The organism is Streptomyces ziwulingensis, assembly GCF_039542605.1.
GTDB classification, from domain to species: Bacteria; Actinomycetota; Actinomycetes; order Streptomycetales; family Streptomycetaceae; genus Streptomyces; species Streptomyces ziwulingensis.
On sequence record NZ_BAABIG010000004.1, the window covers coordinates 1 to 22,666 of the forward strand.

Genomic DNA, 22,666 nt, shown 5'->3' on the forward strand with positions numbered 1-22,666 from the left:
GCCCCGGGCGCTCGCGGGCGGGTTCGGGGACCCGGCGGCGGAGCCCGCCGCGGCACCGGCCGCGGCGCCCGGCCGGGCCGCGGACTCCGTCGTGGCGGCGGCGCCGGCGGCAGTCCGGCCGGTGACCGGGCCGGACGCGGCGCGCTGCCGGGCCTCGACGGGGTGGCGGCCGCCGGTGTCCGGCTCCAGTGGCGGGGCTACGAGGCTCAGGGCGGCCGCCGCCAGAGCCAGTGCGCCGGTCACCAGCAGCGGCTTGCGCGACCCCCGCCACCCGCCGGCCCAGGACCGGGGGCGCCGGTGCCGGCCGCGCGGGCCCCGGGTGGTGCCGGCACCGCCCGGCGATGGCGCCGGCCGCCGCGGATACGTGGTCATGGTCCCTCCCCGGTGCCGCCTCCCGGGCGACGCGGCACCAGGAGCGCACGCTATGCGCCGGAGCACGCGCTGACCCGTCCGGCCGAGCGGATGTCACCCGGACGAGTGGGCGCGTCCGGTGCGGGAACCGGTCCGGGCCCGCTTCTGCGGACGCGCTCGGCCTGCGATGATCGGAACGGTCAGAGGTGTTAACCGACGTTAACCGGGAGGGTGTCATGGGCGAGGAGCGGTTCGGGGAGTTCGTGCGGGTGCGGCGGCACGGGGAGGGGCGGGTCGCCGAGCTGGCGCTCGACCGGCCCCAGGCCATGAACGCCGTCTCCACCGCCATGGCCGAGTCCGTCACCGCGGCCTGCGCGGCGCTCGGCGCCGACCGGGACGTACGGGCGGTGGTGCTGACCTCGACCCACGAGCGGGCCTTCTGCGTCGGCGCGGACCTCAAGGAGCGCAACTCCTTCACCGACGCCGACCTGCTGCGTCAGCGCCCGGTGGCGCGGGCCGCGTACACGGCGGTGCTGGAGCTGCCGGTGCCCGCGCTCGCGGCCGTGCACGGCTTCGCGCTGGGCGGCGGGTTCGAACTGGCGCTCTCCTGCGACGTGATCGTGGCCGACCGCACGGCGGTGGTGGGGCTGCCCGAGGTCTCCGTCGGCGTGATCCCCGGCGGTGGCGGGACGCAGTTGCTGCCACGCCGGGTGGGGGCGGCGCGCGCCGCCGAGCTGGTCTTCTCGGCGCGGCGGGTCGAGGCCGGGGAGGCCCGCGAGCTGGGCCTCGTCGACGTGCTGGTCGAGGCGGGCCGGGACACGGAGGAGGCGCTGGCGCTGGCGTCCCGGATCGCCGCCCACTCCCCGGTCGGCCTGCGCGCCGCCAAGCGCGCGCTGCGGCTGGGACAGGGGCTGGACCTGCGGGCCGGCCTGGAGGTCGAGGACGCGGCGTGGCGGACGGCGGCGTTCTCGGGGGACCGCGCGGAGGGTGTGGCCGCCTTCAACGAGAAGCGCGCGCCGCGCTGGCCCGGCGAGTAGCGCCCAGTAGTGCCCAGTAGTGCCCAGTAGTGCCGAGTAGGGCCCAGCAGCGCCCACGGGCTCGGGCGGAGGCGTCGCGGTCACTGTCGGTAGCGGTGGCGACCGCGCTTGGCGTAGCCGATGTCCTGTTCCTCCCGAATTTACCTAGCCTGAGGAAATGGGTGAGGACAGACGTCTGGCGGCCGTCGTCGCGCTGGCGCAGGGGATGGCTGCCGCGCACGGCCCGCACGAGGCGTGGCGGGCGGCGGCCGGCGGCGCCTGCCGGGCGCTGGGCGGCAGCTTCGCCGCCCTGTCGGTGTGGGAGCGGGAACTGGGGCGGCTCCGGGTGCTGGTGAACACCGGTGCCCGGACCGAGGGCGAGGAGGAGTTCCCGGAGGACGAGTCCTACCCGGTGCACCAGTTCGCCGAGATCACCGAGTTCCTGCACGAGCGCTGGGCCGGCGGCGGCGAGCCGGACGCCTGGGTGGAGACGGCCGAGGGACCGGCGGCCGGCCGGTCCGGTGACGTCCGTCAGCGTGTCGCCGCCCTGCGCCGGCGCGGCCGGGGCTGCTGCGTCGTCGCCCCGATCGTGCTGCACGGGCGCGCCTGGGGCGAGCTGTACGTGGCGCGTCCGGCGGGCGGGCCGGTGTTCGCCCGCGACGACGCCGACTTCGCCACCGTCCTGGCCTCCGTGGTCGCCGCCGGGATCGCCCAGACCGAGCGGCTGGAGGAGGTGCGGCGGCTGGCGTACACCGACGCGCTCACCGGCCTCGCCAACCGCCGGGCCGTCGACGCCCGCCTGGACGAGGCCGTGGAACGGCACCGCCGGGAGGGGGTGGTCGTCAGCCTCGTCGTCTGCGACCTCAACGGGCTCAAGCGGGTCAACGACACCCACGGGCACGCCGTCGGCGACCGCCTGCTGGAGCGCTTCGGCTCGGTGCTGTCGCTGTGCGGCGCGATGCTGCCGGGCGCGCTGGCGGGCCGGCTCGGCGGCGACGAGTTCTGCCTGCTGGCGGTCGGGGCGCCGGCCGACGCCGTGGTCGAGGCCGCCGGCCAACTGTGCTGCCGGGCCGGGGAACTGGAACTGGGCGACGGGGTCGCCTGCGGGGTGGCGTCGACCGACGACCCGATCGGTCCGGTCCGTTCCGCCCGCCGCCTCTTCCGGCTCGCGGACGCCGCCCAGTACCGGGCCAAGGCCGAGCGGGCCACCGTGCCGGTCGTCGCCGGCCGCGCGGGCCCCGACGACCCCGTCGTACGGCTGGCCGACGAGCCCTCCCGGGAGGAGGGCGGTGAGCGTCGCCGGTTCCGGGGACGGCACGCACCGTGACGCACCGGTAAGGGGTGAAACCGCTGCCCGGTGATGACAACCCTCGCATTCACTGCGTACGCTCCTGAATATGGATATGCACACTGTGGTGGTGGGGACCACCGGCGTCACCGCGTCCGACGTCCTCGCCGTGGCCCGTGACGGGGCCCGCGTCCGGCTCTCGGACGAGGCGCTCGCGGCGCTGGCGGCGGCCCGCGAGATCGTGGACGCGCTGGCCGCCAAGCCCGAACCCGTGTACGGCGTGAGCACCGGCTTCGGCGCCCTGGCGACCCGGCACATCAGCCCCGGCCTGCGGGCCCGGCTGCAGCGCAACATCGTCCGCTCGCACGCCGCCGGCATGGGCCCGGCGGTCGAGCGGGAGGTCGTACGGGCCCTGATGTTCCTGCGGCTGAAGACCCTCTGCTCGGGCCGTACCGGCGTCCGCCCCGAGGTCGCCGAGGCCATGGCCGCCCTGCTCAACGCCGGCATCACCCCGGTCGTGCACGAGTACGGCTCGCTCGGCTGCTCCGGCGACCTCGCGCCGCTCTCCCACTGCGCGCTCACGCTGCTGGGGGAGGGCGACGCCGAGGGGCCGGACGGGACCGTGCGGCCGGCCGCCGAACTCCTCGCGGAACACGGCCTGCGCCCGGTGGAACTGCGCGAGAAGGAGGGCCTCGCCCTGCTCAACGGCACCGACGGCATGCTCGGCATGCTGGTCATGGCCCTCGCCGACCTCGACACCCTCTACCGGTCCGCCGACGTCACCGCCGCCCTGACCATGGAGGCGCTGCTCGGCAGCGACCGGGTGCTCGCCCCCGAACTGCACGCCGTCCGCCCGCACCCCGGGCAGGCCGCCAGCGCCGCCAACATGGCGGCCGTGCTCAAGGGCTCGGGGCTGACCGGCCAGCACCAGGACGACGCCCCGCGCGTCCAGGACGCCTACTCGGTGCGCTGCGCCCCGCAGGTCGCCGGCGCCGGCCGGGACACCCTCGCCCACGCCCGCCTGGTCGCGGAGCGGGAACTGGCCGCCGCCGTGGACAACCCGGTGGTCCTGGCCGACGGCAGGGTGGAGTCCAACGGCAACTTCCACGGCGCCCCGGTCGGGTACGTCCTGGACTTCCTCGCGATCGCCGTCGCCGACCTCGCCTCCATCGCCGAGCGGCGCACCGACCGGCTGCTGGACAAGAACCGCAGCCACGGCCTGCCCGCGTTCCTCGCCGACGATCCCGGCGTCGACTCCGGGCTCATGATCGCCCAGTACACGCAGGCCGCCCTGGTCAGCGAGTTGAAACGGCTCGCCGTACCGGCCTCCGCGGACTCCATCCCGTCCTCCGCCATGCAGGAGGACCACGTCTCCATGGGCTGGTCGGCGGCGCGCAAGCTGCGCACGGCCGTCGGCCACCTCGGCCGGGTCCTCGCCGTCGAGCTGTACGCCGCCACCCGCGCGCTCCAGCTCCGCGAGGGACTCACCCCGGCCCCCGCCTCGCGGGCGGTCGTCGAGGCCGTACGGCGGGCGGGGGTGGAGGGGCCGGGTCCGGACCGCTTCCTGGCACCGGACCTGGCCGCCGCGGACGCCTTCGTCCGGGACGGACGCCTGGTCGCGGCGGCGGAGACGGTGACCGGGCCGCTGCGGTAGCGCGGGATCTCCGCGAGCGCCGCACCGACGTCAAATGTCGGTCAAGAGTGGCAAAGGTCTGGTCAACCCTCAGAAGCCGAGGCGCTCGCGGCGTACCGAATACACCACGAACCCGGCTCCCATGGACAGAAAGGTCGCGCCGCCGACGACGTACGGAGTGCTGTCGAAACTGCCGGTGTCGGCCAGTCTGGTCGGCCGGGTGCCGGCGGTCTGCGCCTCCGGGTCCGCCGCGGTGTCCGCTTCGGTGCCCGGCCCGGTGTCAGCTTGGATGCCGGCATCCGTGGAAGTGGCTCTCGCCTGCTGGGTGACCTGCGAGGACGGGTTCGGCGCGGGCGTGTCTGCCGCACCGGTCCGCGAGGACGCGTTGGCGGACGGGACGAACCACAGGGCGCCCAGCAGGGCACCCGCGGCGGCGGCGGTCAGCAACGGACGGCGAGCGGATGACACGGAATATCGATCCCCCTTGTGGCGCTGGCGAATTGGCCGTGTGGGGCGATGTTAGTGAAAGGCGCGGGTCACGGGAAAGTCACGGGACGCCTCGGCCGTACGCTCCGGGCATGAGCACTCCTGAGACATCACGATTTGTACGGGTCCGCGTGGAGCTGGTCCTTGAGATCGAGGACGACGAGGCGGTCACCGGGGCCGCGCTCCAGCGGGTCGCCGACGACGTCGAGCTGCCCGAGGGGGAGCGGGGCCGTGCCGAGGACGCCGTGACCGCGGACGCCGCGGAGGCGCTGGCCTACCTCGTGGACCCGTTCGACCTGGTCAGCGAGGTGCCGGGGGTCGAGCTGCAGCAGGCGTCCTGGAGCTGCGAGCAGATCGACTACGACCCCGATTCGCCCGAGTGGGACCTCGACGAGGATGATGAAGGGGAAGACGCAGCAGGCGCAGCAGACGAAGAAGACGAAGAAGACGAAGAGGACAGCGAAGACGGCGAGGAGAAGACGGTCGGCTGACGCGCTTCGGGGAAAACGTGCCCCGGGCGGCAACCGCCGTCCGGGGTTTCGTCGTCTCAGCGGACGCACCGACCGAGATCCGCACCACCCGGCCGACCCGGCCAAGTGGTGTGCCCCACACCTGACGGCGAGGTGGAACGGGATGAACCGGTCGTAGCGTTGAACGTCCTGACGGGGAATCCCGGGTTTCCGCAATCGGTAGCGATGGAGAAGCGTGTGATGACGAACAGCAAGCGGCGCAAGGGCCTCGCGGCCGCGTCCGCTCTGCTCGGCGGGGTGCTGGTGCTCTCGGCGTGTTCCGGCGGCGACGACGACGCCTCGGGCGGGGGTGGTGACGCCTCCCAGTCCCAGCAGGTCGACAAGGCGGCGGCCGAGAAGACCTCCGAGGCCCAGATCAAGATCACGCCGAAGAACGGCTCGTCCAACGCCTCCATTAACAACGACGCCGCCGTGACCGTGAGCGAGGGCACGCTCACCGAGGTGAAGATGACCACCGCGGACGGCACCGCGGTCAGCGGCGAGATATCCGCGGACAAGACGAGCTGGAAGCCCAGCGCCCAACTGGAGCGGGCCACCAAGTACAAGCTGTCGGCCACGGCCGAGGACTCCGAGGGCCGCGCCGCCCACGAGAACTCGTCCTTCACCACGGTCTCCCCCGACAACAGCTTCATCGGCACCTTCACGCCGGACGACGGCTCCACGGTCGGTGTCGGCATGCCGGTCTCGATCAACTTCGACAAGGCGATCAGCGACAAGGCGGCCGTGCAGAAGGGCATCACGGTCACCAGCAGCGGCGGCCAGGAGGTCGTCTGCCACTGGTTCAACGCCAACCGCATGGACTGCCGCCCGGACGAGTACTGGCAGGAGGGCTCCACCGTCACCCTCAAGCTCGCGCTCGACGGCGTCGAGGGCGCCGAGGGTGTCTACGGCGTCCAGCAGAAGACCGTCACCTTCAAGATCGGCCGCAACCAGGTCACCTACGTCGACGCGAAGACCAAGCAGATGAAGGTCACGCAGGACGGCAAGACCGTCAAGACGATCCCGATCTCCGCCGGTTCCCCCGACAACAAGACCTACGAGGGCCAGATGGTGATCTCCGAGAAGTACAAGGAGACCCGGATGGACGGCTCGACGGTCGGCTTCACCGATGACGACGGCAAGGGCGAGTACGACATCAAGGACGTGCCGCACGCCATGCGGCTGAGCACCTCCGGCACCTTCGTCCACGGCAACTACTGGGGCGCCAAGTCCATCTTCGGCAGCGCCAACACCAGCCACGGCTGCGTGGGCCTGTCGGACACCAAGGGCGCGAACGACTCCGGCACGCCGGCCGCCTGGTTCTACGACCACTCCCTCATCGGTGACGTGGTCGTGGTCCAGAACACCGGCGACAAGACGATCGCCCCGGACAACGGCCTGAACGGCTGGAACATGGACTGGGCCCAGTGGAAGGCCGGTTCGGCGGTCTGATCCGACCCGCCCGAGCGGCCCGCGCCGGCCCGCACGGCCTCGATGCCGTCGTCCGCCCTCGAAAAGGGGCGGGCGGCGGCATCGGTCGTTTCCCGCCCCTACTCAGACATTTCCGTCCTTGCTCACAGGCTTTCCCCGCCTTCTCATGTTTCTCTTATCCGCGCCTTATGCGGCCATCACGCGCCGTCCCTACCTTGCGGCCATGTTCTTCACCTACCTGAGGCGCGAGCTGCGCCGCCGCAGAAAGGCGGCCCTCGTCGTCGCCTCCGGGCTCGCCCTGGGCATCGCGCTGGTCATCGTGGTCAACTCCGTCTCCGCCGGCATGGGCAAGGCTCAGGAGCAGGTCCTGCAGTCGCTGTACGGCCTGGGCACCGACATGACCGTCACCAAGGCGGCCGCCGCCCCGTCCGCCTCGGGCGGCGACTCCGGACGTCCGCGGTTCCAGTTCGACGCGCAGGACGGCGACTCCGACGACGAGCAGTCCAGCGACCGCGTCATGGTGCAGGGCTTCCAGACCCTCTCCACCGCCACCGTCGGCAAGGTCGCCGACCAGGACGGCGTCGCCGACGCGGTGGGCGGCCTCAGCCTCCAAGTCGTCAAGGTCAGCGGCCAGTTCACCCGGGGTCAGTTCCAGCAGGGCGGCAGCGGCCAGGGCGAGAGCCAGGGCCAGGGCGGCCCGAGCGGCCAGGGCGCCCCGCAGGGCGAAGTGCGGGGCGGCGGAGCCGACTTCGACGTCAACAGCTACTCCGTCTACGGCACCGACGTCACCGAGCCCGCCCTCGGCCCGCTGACCTCCTCGAAGATCACCAGCGGCCGTACCTTCAAGGTCTCCGAGACCGATGCCGAGGTCGCCGTCGTCGACTCGGCGTACGCCAAGGAGAAGAAGCTCAAGACCGGCTCCACGGTCACCGTCAAGGGCACCGCGTTCAAGGTGGTCGGCATCGCCACCGCCGACAGCGGCGACGCGGCCGCCAACCTCTACCTCCCGCTCAAGCAGGCCCAGACGCTCGGCGACGTGAAGAACAAGGTCACCACGGTCTACGTCCAGGCGTCCGACTCACAGCAGATCGACAGCGTCAAGTCGCAGATCCAGAAGAACATCTCCGGCACGACGGTCACCACCTCCGCCGACCTCGCCGACACCGTCTCCGGCTCGCTGTCCACCGCCTCCTCCCTCGCCACCAGCGTCGGCAAGTGGCTCTCGATCCTGGTCCTGGTGGCCGCGTTCCTCGTCGCCGGGCTGCTCACCTCCTCGGCCGTCTCCCGCCGGGTGCGCGAGTTCGGCACCCTGAAGGCGCTCGGCTGGAAGTCGGGCCGGGTGACCCGGCAGGTGGTCGGCGAGGCCATCGTCAACGGCCTGGTCGGCGGCGTCCTCGGTATCGCGCTGGGCCTCGCGGGCGCGTACGCCGTCACCGCGGTCAGCCCGGGCCTCCAGGCCCAGATCGGCGGCTCCACCGGCGGTGGCGGCACGGGCGGTGGCGGCGGCTTCGGCGGCGGTGGCGGCGGTGGTATGGGCGGCGCCGGCCGGCAGACCGCGTCGAAGACGCTGGAGGTCGCGCTCACCGCGCCGGTCAGCGTCACCACCATCGCCCTGGCCGTGCTCCTCGCGGTCGCCGGCGGACTGGTCGCCGGCGGCTTCGGCGGCTGGCGCGCCTCCCGGCTCCGCCCGGCCGACGCGCTGCGCCGCGTCGAGTAGCCACCCCGCCCCCCGCGTCTTCCGGGGCCTGCCGTCCACGACGGCGGGCCCCCTCCCCCGTCACGTTCCCCAGGAGTCGGACCATGTACGAACTCAGCGGCGTCACCAAGCTGTACACCCGCGGCAAGTCCACCGTGACCGCCCTCGACGGCGTCGATCTCACCATCGCCGCCGGTGACCGGCTCGTCATCCAGGGCCCCACCGGCGGCGGCAAGTCCACGCTGCTGCAGATGCTGGGCGCCCTGGACCGGCCCACCTCCGGCGAGATCGTCCTGGACGGCACCGACCTGGCCAAGCTCTCCGAGGCCCGGCTGACCCGGGTGCGCAGCGAGACCATCGGCATCGTCTTCCAGTCGTTCAACCTCATCCCCACGCTCACCGCGCAGGAGAACGTCGAGACCGCGCTCGTCCCGCTCGGCGTCAAGACCAAGGACCGGCGCGAGCGGGCCGCCGAGGCGCTGGCCTCGGTCGGGCTCGGCGAGCGGCTCGGACACCTGCCGAGCGAGATGTCCGGCGGCCAGCAGCAGCGCGTCGCCATCGCCCGCGCGCTGGTGAAGCAGCCCAAGGTGCTGCTCGCCGACGAGCCCACCGGAAACCTCGACGAGTCGATGCGCGACGAGATCATGGACGTACTGACCCGTATGTGGAAGGAGTTGGGGCTGACCTTCGTCATGGTCACCCACGACTCGGCGATAGCGAAGAAGGCCCCGCGGCTGGCGACCATCCGCAAGGGCAGGATCTCGATCCGGGAGAACGCGGAGGCGTGAACCGCGGGACGGGACGGCGGCCGCTCACCGGACCCGACCCGGTCCCGGAGGGCGCCGGCCACCGCTGACCCATCGGTGGCGTAACGGAGTTCGGGCGGGCACGTAACAGTCCGCCGACGGTTCTCTTACCTTCCTCTCATCCATTGAGCCCGTGATCACCCCCCGGCATACTGCAGTGACCGGGGGGTGCGCGCGTTCGTACAAGACCACCCCCGTCCGGGTGACCGGCTTATCGCCCGGCACATCGACCAGGGGGAACCTTGCGCAGACAAATGAAGAGAGCGGGCGTGGCCACGGTCGCCGCGGCCGCTGCCGTGGCACTCGCCGCCGGCATGACGACTCCGGCCGCGGCGAAGGGGGAGCGCCCGGCCGAGGCCGCGCCGGCCTCGCCGAAGACGGTGAAGCGCGTCACCCTGATCACCGGTGACCGGGTCGTGGTGGACGGGAAGGGCCGGGTCACCGGCCTGGAGCGGGCCAAGGGCCGTGAGCACATACCCGTGCAGGTCCGCAGGGCCGACGGGCACACCCTCGTCATCCCGGCCGACGCCGCCCGGCTGGTCGCCACCGGCAAGCTCGACCGGCGCCTGTTCGACGTCACCGAACTCAACCGCGCCACCACCCGCAAGGCCCAGCGCAACGGCCTGAAGGTCATCGTCGGCTACCAGGCGAGCGCTGCCGCCGCCGCCACGAAGGCGAAGGTCCGCGACGCGGGCACCCTGCGCCGGAGCCTGAAGTCGCTGAACGCCGACGCCGTGCAGACTCCGCACACGCAGACGCCGGACCTGTGGAAGGCGGTCACCGACGGCGAGAAGGCCGCCTCGGGCATCGCGCACATCTGGCTCGACGGCGTCCGCAAGGCCAGCCTCGACAAGTCCGTGGCGCAGATCGGCGCCCCGGCGGCGTGGGCGGCCGGCTACGACGGCAAGGGCGTGAAGATCGCCGTCCTGGACACCGGCGTGGACACCACCCACGACGATCTGAAGAACCAGGTCGTCGCCTCGAAGAACTTCTCCACCGCGCCCGACGCCACCGACAAGTACGGCCACGGCACGCACGTCGCCTCCATCGCGGCCGGCACCGGAGCCAAGGGCGGCGGCACGTTCAAGGGCGTCGCGCCCGGCGCCCAGTTGCTCAACGGCAAGGTGCTCGACAACGACGGCTACGGCGACGACTCCGGCATCCTGGCCGGCATGGAGTGGGCGGCCGAACAGGGCGCCGACATCGTCAACCTGAGCCTCGGCGGCGGCGACACCCCGCAGATCGACCCCCTGGAGGCGGAGGTCGACAAGCTCTCCGCCGAGAAGGGCATCCTCTTCGCCATCGCCGCCGGCAACGAGGGCGAGTGGGGCGAGCAGACCATCGGCTCCCCGGGCAGCGCCGCCGCGGCCCTCACCGTCGGCGCCGTCGACGACAAGGACGCGCTGGCCGACTTCTCCAGCACCGGTCCCGGCCTGGACGGCCAGATCAAGCCCGATGTGACCGCCCCGGGCGTCGACATCACCGCGGCCGCCGCGAAGGGCAGCCTCATCGCCCAGGAGGTCGGTGAGAGCCCGGCCGGCTACCTCACCATCTCCGGCACCTCGATGGCCACCCCGCACGTCGCGGGCGCCGCGGCCCTGCTCAAGCAGCAGCACCCGCAGTGGACGTACGCCGAACTGAAGGGCGCCCTCACCGCGTCCACCAAGGGCGGCAACTACACCCCGTTCCAGCAGGGTTCGGGCCGCGTCCAGGTCGACAAGGCGATCACCCAGACGATCATCGCCGACCCGGTCTCGGTCAGCTTCGGTGCGCAGCAGTGGCCGCACACCGACGACAAGCCGGTCACCGAGGAGCTGACGTACCGCAACCTCGGCACCGAGGACGTCACGCTCAAGCTGGCCTCGACCGCCACCGACCCCAAGGGCAAGGCCGCCCCGGCCGGCTTCTTCTCCCTCGCCGCCGACACGGTCACCGTCCCCGCGGGCGGCACCGCCTCCGTCGGCCTCACCGCCGACACCCGCCTCGGCGGCACCGTCGACGGCGCGTACTCGGCGTACGTGACGGCGACGGGCGGCGGCCAGAGCGTACGCACCGCCGCCGCGGTCCAGCGCGAGGTGGAGTCGTACGACCTCACGCTGAAGGCCATCGGCCGCGACGGCAAGCCGTCCGCGAACTACCAGGCCACCCTGGTCGGCCTCAGCGGCCTGGGCACCGACAAGGAGTACTCCCCCTACGAGGCCGACGGCACCGTCACCGTGCGCGTCCCCAAGGGCGGTTACGTCCTCGACTCCGCGGTCTACGTCAGCGCCGACCCGGCCGCCGACGAGGGCGTCGACTGGCTGGCCCAGCCCAAGCTGGACATCACCAAGAACACCACGGTGACGCTGGACGCGCGCAAGGCCAAGCCGGTCGACATCACCGTCCCCGACAAGGCCGCCAAGCAGGGCCTGGGCTCCGCCGACTACTCGCTGGACACCGCGGACTACGGCATGAGCTTCGGCTGGTTCGTCAGGTCCTACGCCGACTTCCGCACCGCCCACCTCGGCCCGCAGATCACCGACGGCTCGCTGAGCCAGCAGTGGGACACCCACTGGGCCAAGGGCGCCACGGAGCAGTACGACACCGTCGCGGGCAGCGTGGTCAAGCAGCTCGGCACCGGCTACACCCACCACTACAAGGCGAGTGAGCTGGCCACGGTGAAGGTCGGCATGGGCGCCTCCGCGAGTGGCAAGAAGGGTGACCTGAGCCCGTTGGGCTGGCTCCCGACCTCCTTCGGCGCCTCTTCGTTCAGCGTTCCGCAGACCCTCCCCGGCACCCGCACCCTGCACCTGTCCACCGCCTCCGGCGTCAAGTGGGACATGTCGTTCACCCAGTACGGCGGTGTCGACGACGAGGGCTACCTGATCGCGGACGCCGGCTACTCGCTCAACTCCGCGCAGACGTACAAGGCGGGCAAGAGCTACTCGGCGACCTTCAACACGGCCGTCTTCGGTCCCCGCGTCACCTCCGACTACGGTCTCTACCGCGACGGCAACAGCATCGGCGGCATGCTGCCGCTGTTCGCCGACGGCAAGGGCAACGCGGGCTCCTCGGACTTCACCTCGGCCACCACGACGCTCTACCGCAACGGCACCAAGGTCGGCTCGAACAAGGACCCGCTCTTCGGCGACGAGGAGTTCACCGTCCCGTCCGGTGACGCGGAGTACAAGCTGACGACGTCGGTCAAGCGCTCCGCCAAGGTCGCGGCGGCCTCCAGCCGCATCGACGCGACCTGGACCTTCCGCTCCAAGAAGACCGCCGACTTCACCATGCTGCCCGCCTCCTCGGCCCGCTTCGCCGCGACCGTGACGCTGGACAGCAAGAAGACGGCCGGCCAGACGGCCTCCATCCCGGTCACCGTCGAGGGCGCCGCCAAGGGCTCCAACCTGAAGTCCCTGGTGGTGTACGCCTCCTACGACACCGGCAAGACCTGGAAGAAGGTCACCGTCACCAAGGGCAAGATCAGCGTCAAGAACCCGGCGAAGGGCAAGGGCATCTCCTTCCGCGCCAAGATCACCGACAAGAAGAACAACACGTCGATGATCTCGATCCACAACGCCTACTACGGCAAGTGATCCGCTTCCCGTAGAGCACGGCCGAACGGCCCGTTCCGGACCCCGGGTCCGGGGCGGGCCGTTCTCTGTTCCCCGGCCTCGGGGTTTCGTAGGGTGGAGCGGGGGTGAGTGATGAGCGAGGAGCCGCGAGCCGACAGACCGGCCGGATCAGGACCGGCGGGAGAGAGAACCGGCGCGGGCGCGAGTGCCGGTGCGGGCGCGGGCGCGGGCGGGAGGATCGTGCGCACCGCTCCCGAGAGCGGCGTGGTCGAACGCCTGGCCGCCCTCCAGCACCTGTCGGGGAACACCGCCGTCGTACGCGTCCTGCGCGCACCGGGACGCCGGAGTGCGCCGACCGGAGCCTGACCGGTACGACCGGCTTGTCATCCGGGGCGCTGAAGTCTGCCCCGGCGGCCCTTCCTCCGAAACGTGGTCCGTCGTAGAACTGGCGGTCGAGACCGCGTGTCGTCGATTCGTCGAGGAGGTAACACCCGTGCGCTCCCTGGAAGGACAGGACCGCCGAACCGGTGACCGGACGGCGAGTCCGCCCCGTACCGGGCGGCCGCCCGCGGCGGTGACGGGCGCGTGGGTGAACCATCTCCAGCGTCTCGCCGCGGACCCGGGCAGCACCGCGCGGCCCGAATCGGCGCCCGGCCCCGCCCCGACCGCGACCGCGACCCCGACCGCGACCGCGACCGTGCAGCGGACCGGTCGGAGCACCGCCGCGGACGCGGCCGAGCAGTCCGCCCCGGCGGCGCAGTCGGGGGAGGAGGCCCGGGGCGAGGACCGGGGTGCCGAGGTGATCGCCCGGCTGAGCGTCTCGATCGAACAGCACACGGTGCAGAAGAAGATGAAGCGCAACGTCTTCGCGCCCGGCACCTGGTGGCCCGAGCAGTGGATGCGGGAAGGGCCGTCCCGGCTGCGGAAGGTCCTGGACCGGCGGGTGCTGCGGGGTGAGGTGTTCAGCGGGCAGGACCTCGCGGACATCCAGCACCTGTCCACCGTGAACCCGGAGTGGCTCGACAAGGTCGGCATCGGCACCTACGAGCAGGCCCAGCAGTACACCAACGGCCCGTTCAAGGACTGGCTGGGGCTCCCCGCGGGCAAGCGGGTGCTCACCGCGACCCTGGCCCTGCGCGCGAACCACCCGGTCGTCCGCGAGGCGGGCCAGGCCCCGCCGACCTCGCCGGACTACACCCTGGGGCGGTTCTTCACCACCCAGGCCCCCGGCGTCCCGCCCCAGGACAAGCGGGTGCTGGAGGAGGAGCGGGACGAGCAGATCCGCCAGACGGCCGTCGACACCCTGCACCCGGCCGGCCTCGCACCCGAACGCCGGCACCCCGAAGCTGGCTCCGAGGCCAACCAGCAGTTCGCGGCGAAGGACCGCGGCGCCCGCGAGATGCTCACCAACATCCTGCTGGTCCTGCGGCACGGGCTGCAGCTCTACGACGCGGGCCGCGAGGCACATGTGGACGACCACGGGCAGGACGTCATCCGGGCGCTCGCCCACGGCGGCCGGGTCAACATCCGCATCCCGGCCCTGAGCGCGGGCGAGTCGCCGACCGCGCTCACGGAGGCCCTCGGCATCACCCGGCCGCGGCAGGACAGGCCCGGCAAGAGCGAGCCCGCGCCCGGTGTGGAGCCCCGGGGGTTCGCCACCCACCGGATCGCGGTCGGAGAGAACAAGGGCGAGGAACGGGGGAAGTTCGAGGAGAAGGGCGAGATCCCCGCCTCGCTCACCAACATGCTCGCGCCGCCGGTGGCCGGCCTCGGACCGGACCGTCCGACCCTGCTGGGGCAGGACATCTCAGGCGGCGGCTTCGGCTCCAAGGACTGGAACGGCGACGTGGTCCTGCCGAACGGGTCCTACGGCCACATGCTGCTGGTCTTCCAGGCCCCGACCGGCAGCAAGGACGGCTACCTGATGGTCGGCATCGAGACCATCGGCCCGGGCAAGCCCAGCCCGGTCGGTTACGAGCACGACTTCCGTTCCAGCGAGGCCACGAGCAACCCCGAGAGCATCCTGCACGGCCACAAGGCGGACAAGGTCGGTCAGGGCAAGCTGAAGGTGAACCAGCGGTACGTGGACCTCGCGGAGATGGGCGCCCGGCACGAGAGCGGGGACTGGAAGGTCTTCCTGGACGAGATCAAGAAGCAGTGGGTCGAGAAGCTGGCGCGGACCGAGGACGGTTCACCCGAACGGGCGGCGCTGTTCCGGGAACTGGTCGGACCGCGCGCCGCGTGACGCCCGTCTCGTCCTGCCCCGTCCCGTCCCATTGCGTCCCGTCCCGTTGTGTCTCGTCCCGTTGTGTCTCGTCCCGTTGTGTCTCGTCCCGTTGTGTCTCGTCCCGTTGTGTCTCGTCCCGTTGTGTCTCGTCCCGGCCGGCCGGGGCCAGGCCGGGACGGGTCAGGTGGGCTGCCGGGCCGCCGCGTCCACTCCCCAGCTCGCCAGCAGCCGCAGCGCCTCCGCCGACGCCGAGCCCGGCTCGGCGTGGTAGACGCAGAGGAACTGCCCGGCGTCGTCCGGCAGATGAAGCGTCTCGTAGGCCAGGGACAGCTCACCGACGAGCGGGTGCCGCATCCGTTTCACGCCGTGGCCCTTCTCCTTCACGTCGTGCGTGGCCCACAGCCGCCGGAACTCCTCGCTCTTCACGGACAACTCGCCCACCAGCGCCGACAGCTCCGGGTCGTCCGGGTTCTGGCCCGCGTACAGCCGCAGATAGCTGACCATGTCGGTCGCCTTGGTGTCCCATTCGAGGAACAGCTCGCGGTAGCCCGGGTCGAGGAAGGTCAGCCGCGCCCAGTTGCGCTCGCCGGCCGGCAGCCCGCCCCAGTCCCCGAAGAGGGCCGCCGCCATCCGGTTCCAGGCGAGGATGTCCGAACGCGCCCCGCCGATGTAGGCGGGCACCCCCTCCATCGTGTCCAGGAGCTGTTGCAGCGCCGGCCGCGCGTGCTGCCGTCGCGGCGCCCGCGGCCTCCTGCGCTGCTGCCGCGGCCTGGCCAGACGGCTGAGGTGGGCCTGCTCGGCGTCGGTCAGCCGCAGGGCGCGCGCGATCGCGTCCAGTACCTCCGTCGACACATTGCGCCCGTTGCCCTGCTCAAGACGGGTGTAGTACGCCACCGAGACCCCGGCGAGCTGCGCCAGCTCCTCGCGCCGCAGTCCCGGCACCCGGCGGCGCCGGGGGAGCGGCGGCAGCCCCACGTCCTCCGGCTTGAGCCGGGCCCGCCGGGTGCGCAGGAACTCGCTCAGCTCGGCCCGCCGGTCGAGACCGGAGGCCTGCTCGTCGTCCGTGGGGTGCGGGGCGGGGCTATGGTCCATGCTGTCCAGTATTCCCGTTCCCACCACCGGGAGCCTGACCCCGTCAGTGGTAGGACCAGTAGACGTACGTAAAGCGGTGACCTGGGTAAACGTGCCGCGAAGAGGCACCGTGGACGGTATGACCACGACTGTTGCCGCATACGCCGCCCCCAGCGCCAAGGCTCCCCTGGAGCGCACCACCATCGAGCGCCGCACGGTCGGTGAGCACGACGTCCTGATCGACATCAAGTTCGCCGGCATCTGCCACTCGGACATCCACCAGGCCCGCGAGGGCTGGGGCGAGGCCATCTTCCCGATGGTCCCCGGCCACGAGATCGCCGGAGTCGTCTCCGAGGTCGGCTCCGGTGTGACGAAGTTCAAGGTCGGCGACCGGGTCGGCGTCGGCTGCATGGTCGACTCCTGCCGGGAGTGCGAGAACTGCAAGGCGGGCCAGGAGCAGCACTGCGTACGCGGGAACGTCGGCACGTACAACGCCGTCGGCCGCGACGGTGAGCCCACCTACGGCGGTTACTCCGAGAAGGTCGTCGTCGACGAGAACTACACGGTGGGCATCCCCGAGGGCCTCTCCCTCGACGAGGCCGCCCCGCTGCTCTGCGCCGGCATCACCACCTACTCCCCGCTCAAGAAGTGGGGCGCGGGCCCCGGCAAGAAGGTCGCGGTCGTCGGCCTGGGCGGCCTCGGCCACATGGGCGTCAAGATCGCGCACGCGCTCGGCGCCGAGGTGACGGTCCTCTCGCAGTCCCTGCGCAAGAAGGACGACGGCCTCAAGCTGGGCGCCGACCACTACTACGCCACCAGCGACCCGAAGACCTTCGAGGAACTGGCGGGCTCCTTCGACGTGATCCTCTCCACGGTCTCCGCGCCCCTCGACTTCGGCGCGTACCTCGGTCTGCTGAAGACGGGCGGCGCGCTGGTGAACGTCGGCGCCCCCGAGGAGCCGATCGCCCTGAACCTGTTCTCCCTCATCGGCGGCAACAAGACCCTCGCCGGTTCGATGATCGGCGGCATCGCCGAGACCCAGGAGATGCTGGACTTCTGCGCCGGGCACGGCATCGGCGCCGAGATCGAGCTGATCGGTGCCTCGGAGATCAACGAGGCGTACGAGCGGGTGCTGGCGAGTGACGTCCGGTACCGGTTCGTGATCGACACGGCGACGATCTGACCGTCCCGCCCCCTCGCGTCACGCCACACCACGCCGATGCCCCGGACCGTTCGCCGGCCCGGGGCATCGGCGTGAGCCGTGCCGCGAGCGCCTCGGCCACCGCGCGGACGGCGCTTCTGCGGCGCTTCTGCCCCGCCGGACGGCTGTCCGGGCCGGCCGGAGGGGCACGGAATCGCTCGGCACCCCCGCGTGTTGAGGAGGGTGGGCGAGTGGGCCGGTAGGTGAACCGGGCAGCCCGAGAGATCGAGCCGACAGATATGGGAGGGCCGCAATGGCTGGGCAGACGCAGAGGGCCGTACTGGCGGGCGGATGCTTCTGGGGGATGGAAGAGCTGATCCGCCGGCTTCCCGGCGTGACGGCGACCCGGGTGGGATACACCGGGGGCGACGTACCGAACGCGACGTACCGCGACCACGGTACGCACGCGGAGGCCATCGAGATCCTCTTCGACCCGGAGAAGACCGACTACCGGGCGATCCTGGAGTTCTTCTTCCAGATCCACGACCCGAGCACGAAGAACCGCCAGGGCAACGACATCGGCCTCAGCTACCGTTCGGCGATCTACTACGTGGACGACGAGCAGAAGCGGATCGCCGAGGACACGATCGCGGACGTGGACGCCTCCGGACTGTGGCCGGGCAAGGTCGTCACCGAGGTGGAGCCGGTCGGCCCCTTCTGGGAGGCCGAGCCCGAGCACCAGGACTACTTGCAGCACTACCCGAACGGCTACACCTGCCACTTCCCGCGCCCGGGATGGCGACTGCCGGTCCGTACCGAGGGCTGACGGCGGGACGGCCCGGCGGCGGCTCCGGGAGCCACCGGGCTGGCGGGGACGACCGGGCTGACCGGGCTCTGACCGGGTATTGACCGGGGTCTTCGGGGTGTCCCGAGGACCCCGGTCAGCGTGCGTCGCGCAGCCGGAGGAGGTACGTCGCGGTCAGCGCGACGGCACGGTCCCCGTCCTGCGACAACTCCTCAAGAGCACGGGAGGCGGTGCTCCCCGGGATGTCCGCCAACGCCTGGGTCAGCCGTACGCGCGCGGGCGCCCGCGTGGTCTCGTCGGCGAGGCGGCCGGTGAGACCGGTGGCGATCCGGTCCGCCGCCGCGCCGTCGCCGGCCAGCACGCTCAGCGCGTCGGCCGCGTCGGTGTCGTTGCGCCCCGCCACGATCATGTCGAGGAGGATCGGGACCGCCTCCGCCGCTCCCCGCGTCCCGAGCGCCAGCGCCGCCTGGCCCCGGACCACGGCATCGGGGTGTGCGAGAGCGTCCCGCAACTGGGCGGTGGCCGCGCCGTCGGGCATCTCGGCGAGGGACTGGACGGCACGTTCCCGCACCGCGGCCACCGGTGAACCGAGGCCCTCCGCCAGCAGCGCCGTGCCACCGCCGCCCGATCGCGCCAGCGCCCAGCGCAGGGCTCCGGCGACGCTCGGGTCCTCCTCCCTGAGCACCGCCTCGACCAGGGCCTCCACGGGCACCGGGACCTCGCCGGCCGAGGAGAGCGCCGCGCGCTGGCGCGCGGCGGCGCTCTTCGAACCGAGCGCCTGGAGAGTGGCGACGACCTGGAGGACGTCCTCCCAGCCGGCCGGTTCCGCGGCGTCGATCCGGCGGAGCCGCGTGAGCAACTCGGTCTCGGCCGCGATGCGTTCGCGGGTCTGGCCGATGAGGTCGTCGACGAGCGCCGAGGGCGTGAAGCCGGGATCGTCGAGGGCGCGCCCGATCTCACGCAGCGAAAGCCCCAGCGACCGCAGGCTCTCGACATGGAAGATCCGCCGGATGTCCTCGCCGGAGTACTCCCGGTAGCCGGAGCCGGTGCGCCCCGAGGGCCGCAGCAGGCCGAGCGACTCGTAATGCCGGAGCATGCGGGCGCTGACGCCGGACCGTCGCGCCACCTCACCGATCAGCACCGCCTACCGCCCCTCCCGGCCGGACCCGCCGAGGGCCACCACGCGCTTCGCCTCCTCGATCGCCCACTCGAATCCGGCGTCCGGATCGCGCACCAGCCGTTCCGTGGCGAGCGCGTGCGCACGCCGGTCGGGGGCCGACGCCGCGGCCGCGGCCCGCAACGCCGGCAGCACGGCCGCACCCAGCGCCACCAGCGCCCGGCTGAGACTCAACTGCGTCTCCCGCGCACCGCGCCCGAGCTGCGTCGCCAGCACCGCGGCCAACCCGGTCTCCGCACCTTCCGGTACCAGGACGACCGCGGTCCGCCAGGCGCTCCGCGCCACCTCCTCGTCGGCGTCGCTCAGCAGCGCCTCGGTGATCGCCGGCCACGCCCGCCGGTCCCCGATCTTGGAGAGCGTGTGCAGCGCCTGGCTCCGGGCCCGCGCACGCTCCGAACGGAGTTCGCGCAGCAGCACGGGGAGCGTCACGGAGACCGGGTGGCGGGTGAGTGCCCAGGTCAGCATGTCGCGGACGAAGAACTCGGGCTCGCTCGCACACCGCTCGACGAGCTTGCCGACGTAGCGCGGATCCGGCGTCGTGCCGACCGCCAGCGCCGCCCGCAGCCGCACGGACGAACGGCCGTCGTCCAGAGCCCGGAACGCGCGTACCGCCTCCGACTCCCTCTGCCTCTCCCTCTCCGCCGCTGTGTCCTGTTCCGTCATGGCCATCGCGACCACCTCCTCGGCAAGCAGTGAAGTCCTTGTCACCGTGTCAAGGTCAACGGGGCTCGGTGCGGCTGGTGGCTGATAGCTGATGGTGTCTGGTGCGTCTGGTGCGTCTGGTGCGTCTGGTGCGTCTGGTGGGTCTGGTGCGTCTAGTGCGGCAAGGTCGCCGGGTTGCCGCCGTTCGCCTCGTAGCCGGCCACCGCCAGGGCCCGGTAGACCGCGAACTCCGCCGCCGGGTCGGCGGCCAGCGTCCAGGGCAGGGCGCCGACATGGCCGTCGATGTGCAGGAGCTGGTTCATCGCCTCCGCCCAGCGCTCGGCGCGGACCAGGAAGAAGAGCAGCAGGTGGCGGACGTGCGCGAGCATCGGATCGTCGGGACGGGCCGAGTGCACCGCGTGCAGCGCGCCGTGGAGGGCCTTGGTCACGACCTCGCTCCGGTAGAAGCTGCTGACCAGATTGACCTCGGGCAGGTGCTCGAAGACCGCGAACAGCGGCATCGCGGCCAGCAGCGAACCCCGGGGCGCGCGGGCCGCCGCGGCCTCCGCGAACGAGTACGCCAGCTCACGGGAGCCGTGCCACTTCTCGCACCAGTAGTGCAGCGCGGCCAGATGCGCCCCCATGTGCGCCGGAGCGCGGTCCAGGATCTTCAGCCAGAGCTGTTCGAAGTCCGACCGCGGATAGCCGAGGCCCCGGGCCACCGACAGCTCGATGATGTGGGGGATCGGGTCGTCGGGAGCGAACAGCGCCGCGTCGCCGCAGGCGGCCCTCGCCTCCTCCATGATGATCCGGAACTCGTCCGTGCCCGGCGTCGACGTCCGCCACGCCTGCTGGACCAGGAACTCCGCGTGCACCGCGGCGCCGCCCGCGTCCTTGGGCGCCTCGGCCCGCCAGACCCGCAGCCACTGGCCGCCCGGAGTCTGTCCGACCCCGCCCGGCCGCTGCCGCAGCTCCAGCGAGGCGGCCCCGGCGAACGCCTGCACCCGCTGCCAGCGCCGCTCGCCCTCCGCGCCGGTCCCGGCGAGGAGCTGCCGCGCCGCACGGTAGTCCTGCGTGTGCTGCACCACGTCCAGGACGTCGAGCAGGTCCTGGTCGGGGCCGGGCATGCGGATGTCCAGCTCCTCCTCCAGGGCGAAGCCGTAGTCGGCCGGGTCCGCCGCGTCCGGATGACCCGGCGCCACCTGCTCGATCATGCCGCGCCGGCGCCTGAGGACGGGGAGCAGCACGAAGCCGAGCAGGACCAGCGCCATCAGGACCCAGAGAATCTCCATGCCCCAAGCGAACCAGACCGCGCCGACAATTGGCCAACCTGCGTCCCGGCCCTGTGGAAAACTCCCGTCCGCCTCCCCGTCCTCACCGACGCGGACGCCGACCACTACCCTCGGTGCGCATGAGCGACAGGCAGATCAGTCAGCACTTCGAGACGCTCGCGATCCACGCGGGCAACACCGCCGACCCCCTGACGGGCGCGGTCGTCCCGCCCATCTACCAGGTGTCGACCTACAAGCAGGACGGTGTCGGCGGCCTGCGCGGCGGCTACGAGTACAGCCGCAGCGCCAACCCGACCCGCACCGCCCTGGAGGAGAACCTCGCGGCCCTGGAGGGCGGCCGGCGGGGGCTGGCGTTCGCGTCCGGACTGGCGGCGGAGGACTGCCTGCTGCGCGCGCTGCTCAGCCCCGGCGACCACGTGGTCATCCCCGACGACGCGTACGGCGGCACCTTCCGGCTCTTCGCCAAGGTCGCCTCCCGGTGGGGCGTGGAGTGGTCGGTCGCCGACAGCTCCGACCCCGACGCCGTCCGCGCCGCCCTCACCCCGCGGACCAAGGCCGTGTGGGTGGAGACGCCCTCCAACCCGCTGCTCGGCATCACCGACATCGCCGCCGTCGCGCAGGTCGCCCGGGACGCCGGAGCCCGGCTCGTCGTCGACAACACCTTCGCCACGCCCTACCTCCAGCAGCCGCTGGCCCTCGGGGCGGACGTCGTCGTGCACTCCCTCACCAAGTACATGGGAGGGCACTCGGACGTCGTCGGCGGCGCGCTGGTCGTGAGCGACCCGGAACTGGGCGAGGAACTGGCCTTCCACCAGAACGCGATGGGCGCGATCGCCGGGCCGTTCGACTCCTGGCTGGTACTGCGCGGCGCCAAGACCCTCGCCGTGCGCATGGACCGGCACAGCGAGAACGCCGGGAAGATCGCCGACATGCTCGGCCGGCACCCGCGCGTGACACGCGTCCTGTACCCGGGGCTGCCCGAGCACCCGGGGCACGAGGTGGCCGCCAAGCAGATGAAGGCGTTCGGCGGCATGGTGTCCTTCCAGGTGGCGGGCGGCGAGCAGGCCGCCGTCGAGGTCTGCGACCGCACGCGCGTGTTCACGCTGGGCGAGTCCCTGGGCGGCGTCGAGTCGCTGATCGAGCACCCCGGCCGGATGACGCACGCCTCCGTGGTCGGCTCGGCCCTGGAGGTGCCCGGCGACCTGGTGCGCCTCTCGGTGGGCATCGAGAACGTCGACGACCTGCTGGCGGACCTCCAGCAGGCGCTCGGCTAGCCGGACCGGCCGGGCGTTCACCAGCCGGTCGGCGGTGGGGTCGTCTCCGAGGGCGGCTCCACCCAGGGCTGGACGGTCAGCGCCCAGAGGGTGAAGGCCACGGCCGCGGCGAGCAGCAGCAGCCACAGCAGGCGGCGGACCGCGGCCCTGCGGCGCAGCACCCGGCCCCCGCGCCGGACGACGTCCGGGTGGAGGCCGGGCGGCACCCGCGGTGGCGACTGCTCCATGATCCGCCGCACCGCCGCCTCGCGCTCGGACCGGTTCACG

Annotated in this window: 19 protein-coding genes and 1 pseudogene; 13 read left to right on the forward strand and 7 right to left on the reverse strand. The window is 72.3% G+C overall.

The genetic code is table 11. The annotated features are described in order from the left end of the window. Positions 1-372: pseudogene (locus ABEB00_RS01150) on the reverse strand (hypothetical protein); the annotation flags it as partial. Positions 373-587: 215 nt separating this feature from the next. On the opposite strand from ABEB00_RS01150, the gene ABEB00_RS01155 reads away from it, so the two are divergent. From ABEB00_RS01155 to hutH, 3 genes are all read left to right on the forward strand, one after another. Continuing rightward, positions 588-1,388: an enoyl-CoA hydratase/isomerase family protein gene (locus ABEB00_RS01155; RefSeq protein ID WP_345616845.1), complete on the forward strand. Its 801-nt coding sequence runs from the start codon at positions 588-590 to the stop codon at positions 1,386-1,388. A 157-nt stretch (positions 1,389-1,545) separates the two neighbouring features. Continuing rightward, on the forward strand, positions 1,546-2,694 hold the full coding sequence (locus tag ABEB00_RS01160; protein WP_345616846.1) for a GGDEF domain-containing protein: 1,149 nt from the start codon (positions 1,546-1,548) through the stop codon (positions 2,692-2,694). A 76-nt stretch (positions 2,695-2,770) separates the two neighbouring features. After that, on the forward strand, positions 2,771-4,309 hold the full coding sequence (gene hutH, locus ABEB00_RS01165) for a histidine ammonia-lyase (RefSeq protein WP_345617016.1): 1,539 nt from the start codon (positions 2,771-2,773) through the stop codon (positions 4,307-4,309). A gap of 69 nt (positions 4,310-4,378) precedes the next feature. Here hutH and ABEB00_RS01170 read toward each other — a convergent pair whose 3' ends face one another. After that, a complete protein-coding gene (locus ABEB00_RS01170) occupies positions 4,379-4,756 on the reverse strand; it encodes a hypothetical protein (RefSeq protein WP_345616847.1) in 378 nt (125 codons plus the stop codon). A gap of 110 nt (positions 4,757-4,866) precedes the next feature. Between ABEB00_RS01170 and ABEB00_RS01175 the strand changes: the two genes are divergently transcribed. The 7 genes from ABEB00_RS01175 (at position 4,867) to ABEB00_RS01205 (ending at position 15,015) form a co-directional block, all read left to right on the forward strand. Then, positions 4,867-5,265: a hypothetical protein gene (locus tag ABEB00_RS01175; protein WP_345616848.1), complete on the forward strand. Its 399-nt coding sequence runs from the start codon at positions 4,867-4,869 to the stop codon at positions 5,263-5,265. A gap of 219 nt (positions 5,266-5,484) precedes the next feature. Further along, positions 5,485-6,735 carry a L,D-transpeptidase gene (locus ABEB00_RS01180; protein ID WP_345616850.1) on the forward strand — a complete coding sequence of 417 codons (1,251 nt, stop codon included), beginning with the start codon at positions 5,485-5,487 and terminating at the stop codon, positions 6,733-6,735. Between the two features lie 202 nt (positions 6,736-6,937). Next, a complete protein-coding gene (locus ABEB00_RS01185) occupies positions 6,938-8,431 on the forward strand; it encodes an ABC transporter permease (RefSeq protein ID WP_345616851.1) in 1,494 nt (497 codons plus the stop codon). An 83-nt stretch (positions 8,432-8,514) separates the two neighbouring features. Beyond that, on the forward strand, positions 8,515-9,198 hold the full coding sequence (locus ABEB00_RS01190; protein WP_345616853.1) for an ABC transporter ATP-binding protein: 684 nt from the start codon (positions 8,515-8,517) through the stop codon (positions 9,196-9,198). Positions 9,199-9,470: 272 nt separating this feature from the next. Beyond that, on the forward strand, positions 9,471-12,791 hold the full coding sequence (locus tag ABEB00_RS01195) for a S8 family peptidase (protein WP_345616854.1): 3,321 nt from the start codon (positions 9,471-9,473) through the stop codon (positions 12,789-12,791). Positions 12,792-13,010: 219 nt separating this feature from the next. Then, entirely contained in the window at positions 13,011-13,136 is a 126-nt protein-coding gene (locus ABEB00_RS01200) for a hypothetical protein (RefSeq protein WP_345616855.1), read from the forward strand. A 223-nt stretch (positions 13,137-13,359) separates the two neighbouring features. Continuing rightward, on the forward strand, positions 13,360-15,015 hold the full coding sequence (locus ABEB00_RS01205) for a PE-PGRS family protein (RefSeq protein WP_345616856.1): 1,656 nt from the start codon (positions 13,360-13,362) through the stop codon (positions 15,013-15,015). Between the two features lie 162 nt (positions 15,016-15,177). Here the strand turns inward: ABEB00_RS01205 and ABEB00_RS01210 are convergent, their stop codons facing one another. Then, entirely contained in the window at positions 15,178-16,089 is a 912-nt protein-coding gene (locus ABEB00_RS01210) for a helix-turn-helix domain-containing protein (protein ID WP_345616858.1), read from the reverse strand. 118 nt (positions 16,090-16,207) lie between these two features. Between ABEB00_RS01210 and ABEB00_RS01215 the strand changes: the two genes are divergently transcribed. Together ABEB00_RS01215 and msrA are read left to right on the forward strand one after the other, a co-directional pair. Next, positions 16,208-17,251, forward strand: coding sequence for an NAD(P)-dependent alcohol dehydrogenase (locus ABEB00_RS01215; RefSeq protein ID WP_345616859.1), 1,044 nt, complete (start codon positions 16,208-16,210; stop codon positions 17,249-17,251). A gap of 271 nt (positions 17,252-17,522) precedes the next feature. Then, a complete protein-coding gene (msrA, locus tag ABEB00_RS01220; RefSeq protein WP_345616861.1) occupies positions 17,523-18,035 on the forward strand; it encodes a peptide-methionine (S)-S-oxide reductase MsrA in 513 nt (170 codons plus the stop codon). Positions 18,036-18,150: 115 nt separating this feature from the next. Here msrA and ABEB00_RS01225 read toward each other — a convergent pair whose 3' ends face one another. The 3 genes from ABEB00_RS01225 to ABEB00_RS01235 form a co-directional block, all read right to left on the reverse strand. Further along, a complete protein-coding gene (locus ABEB00_RS01225) occupies positions 18,151-19,155 on the reverse strand; it encodes a MerR family transcriptional regulator (RefSeq protein WP_345616862.1) in 1,005 nt (334 codons plus the stop codon). A gap of 3 nt (positions 19,156-19,158) precedes the next feature. Next, positions 19,159-19,860, reverse strand: a complete 702-nt coding sequence (locus ABEB00_RS01230; RefSeq protein ID WP_345617017.1) for a HEAT repeat domain-containing protein — start codon at positions 19,858-19,860, stop codon at positions 19,159-19,161. A gap of 146 nt (positions 19,861-20,006) precedes the next feature. After that, positions 20,007-21,125, reverse strand: coding sequence for a hypothetical protein (locus ABEB00_RS01235; protein ID WP_345616863.1), 1,119 nt, complete (start codon positions 21,123-21,125; stop codon positions 20,007-20,009). A gap of 119 nt (positions 21,126-21,244) precedes the next feature. On the opposite strand from ABEB00_RS01235, the gene ABEB00_RS01240 reads away from it, so the two are divergent. After that, a complete protein-coding gene (locus ABEB00_RS01240) occupies positions 21,245-22,399 on the forward strand; it encodes a cystathionine gamma-synthase (RefSeq protein WP_345616864.1) in 1,155 nt (384 codons plus the stop codon). A 17-nt stretch (positions 22,400-22,416) separates the two neighbouring features. Here the strand turns inward: ABEB00_RS01240 and ABEB00_RS01245 are convergent, their stop codons facing one another. Continuing rightward, positions 22,417-22,665, reverse strand: coding sequence for a hypothetical protein (locus ABEB00_RS01245; RefSeq protein ID WP_345616865.1), 249 nt, complete (start codon positions 22,663-22,665; stop codon positions 22,417-22,419). Position 22,666 lies beyond the last annotated feature (1 nt).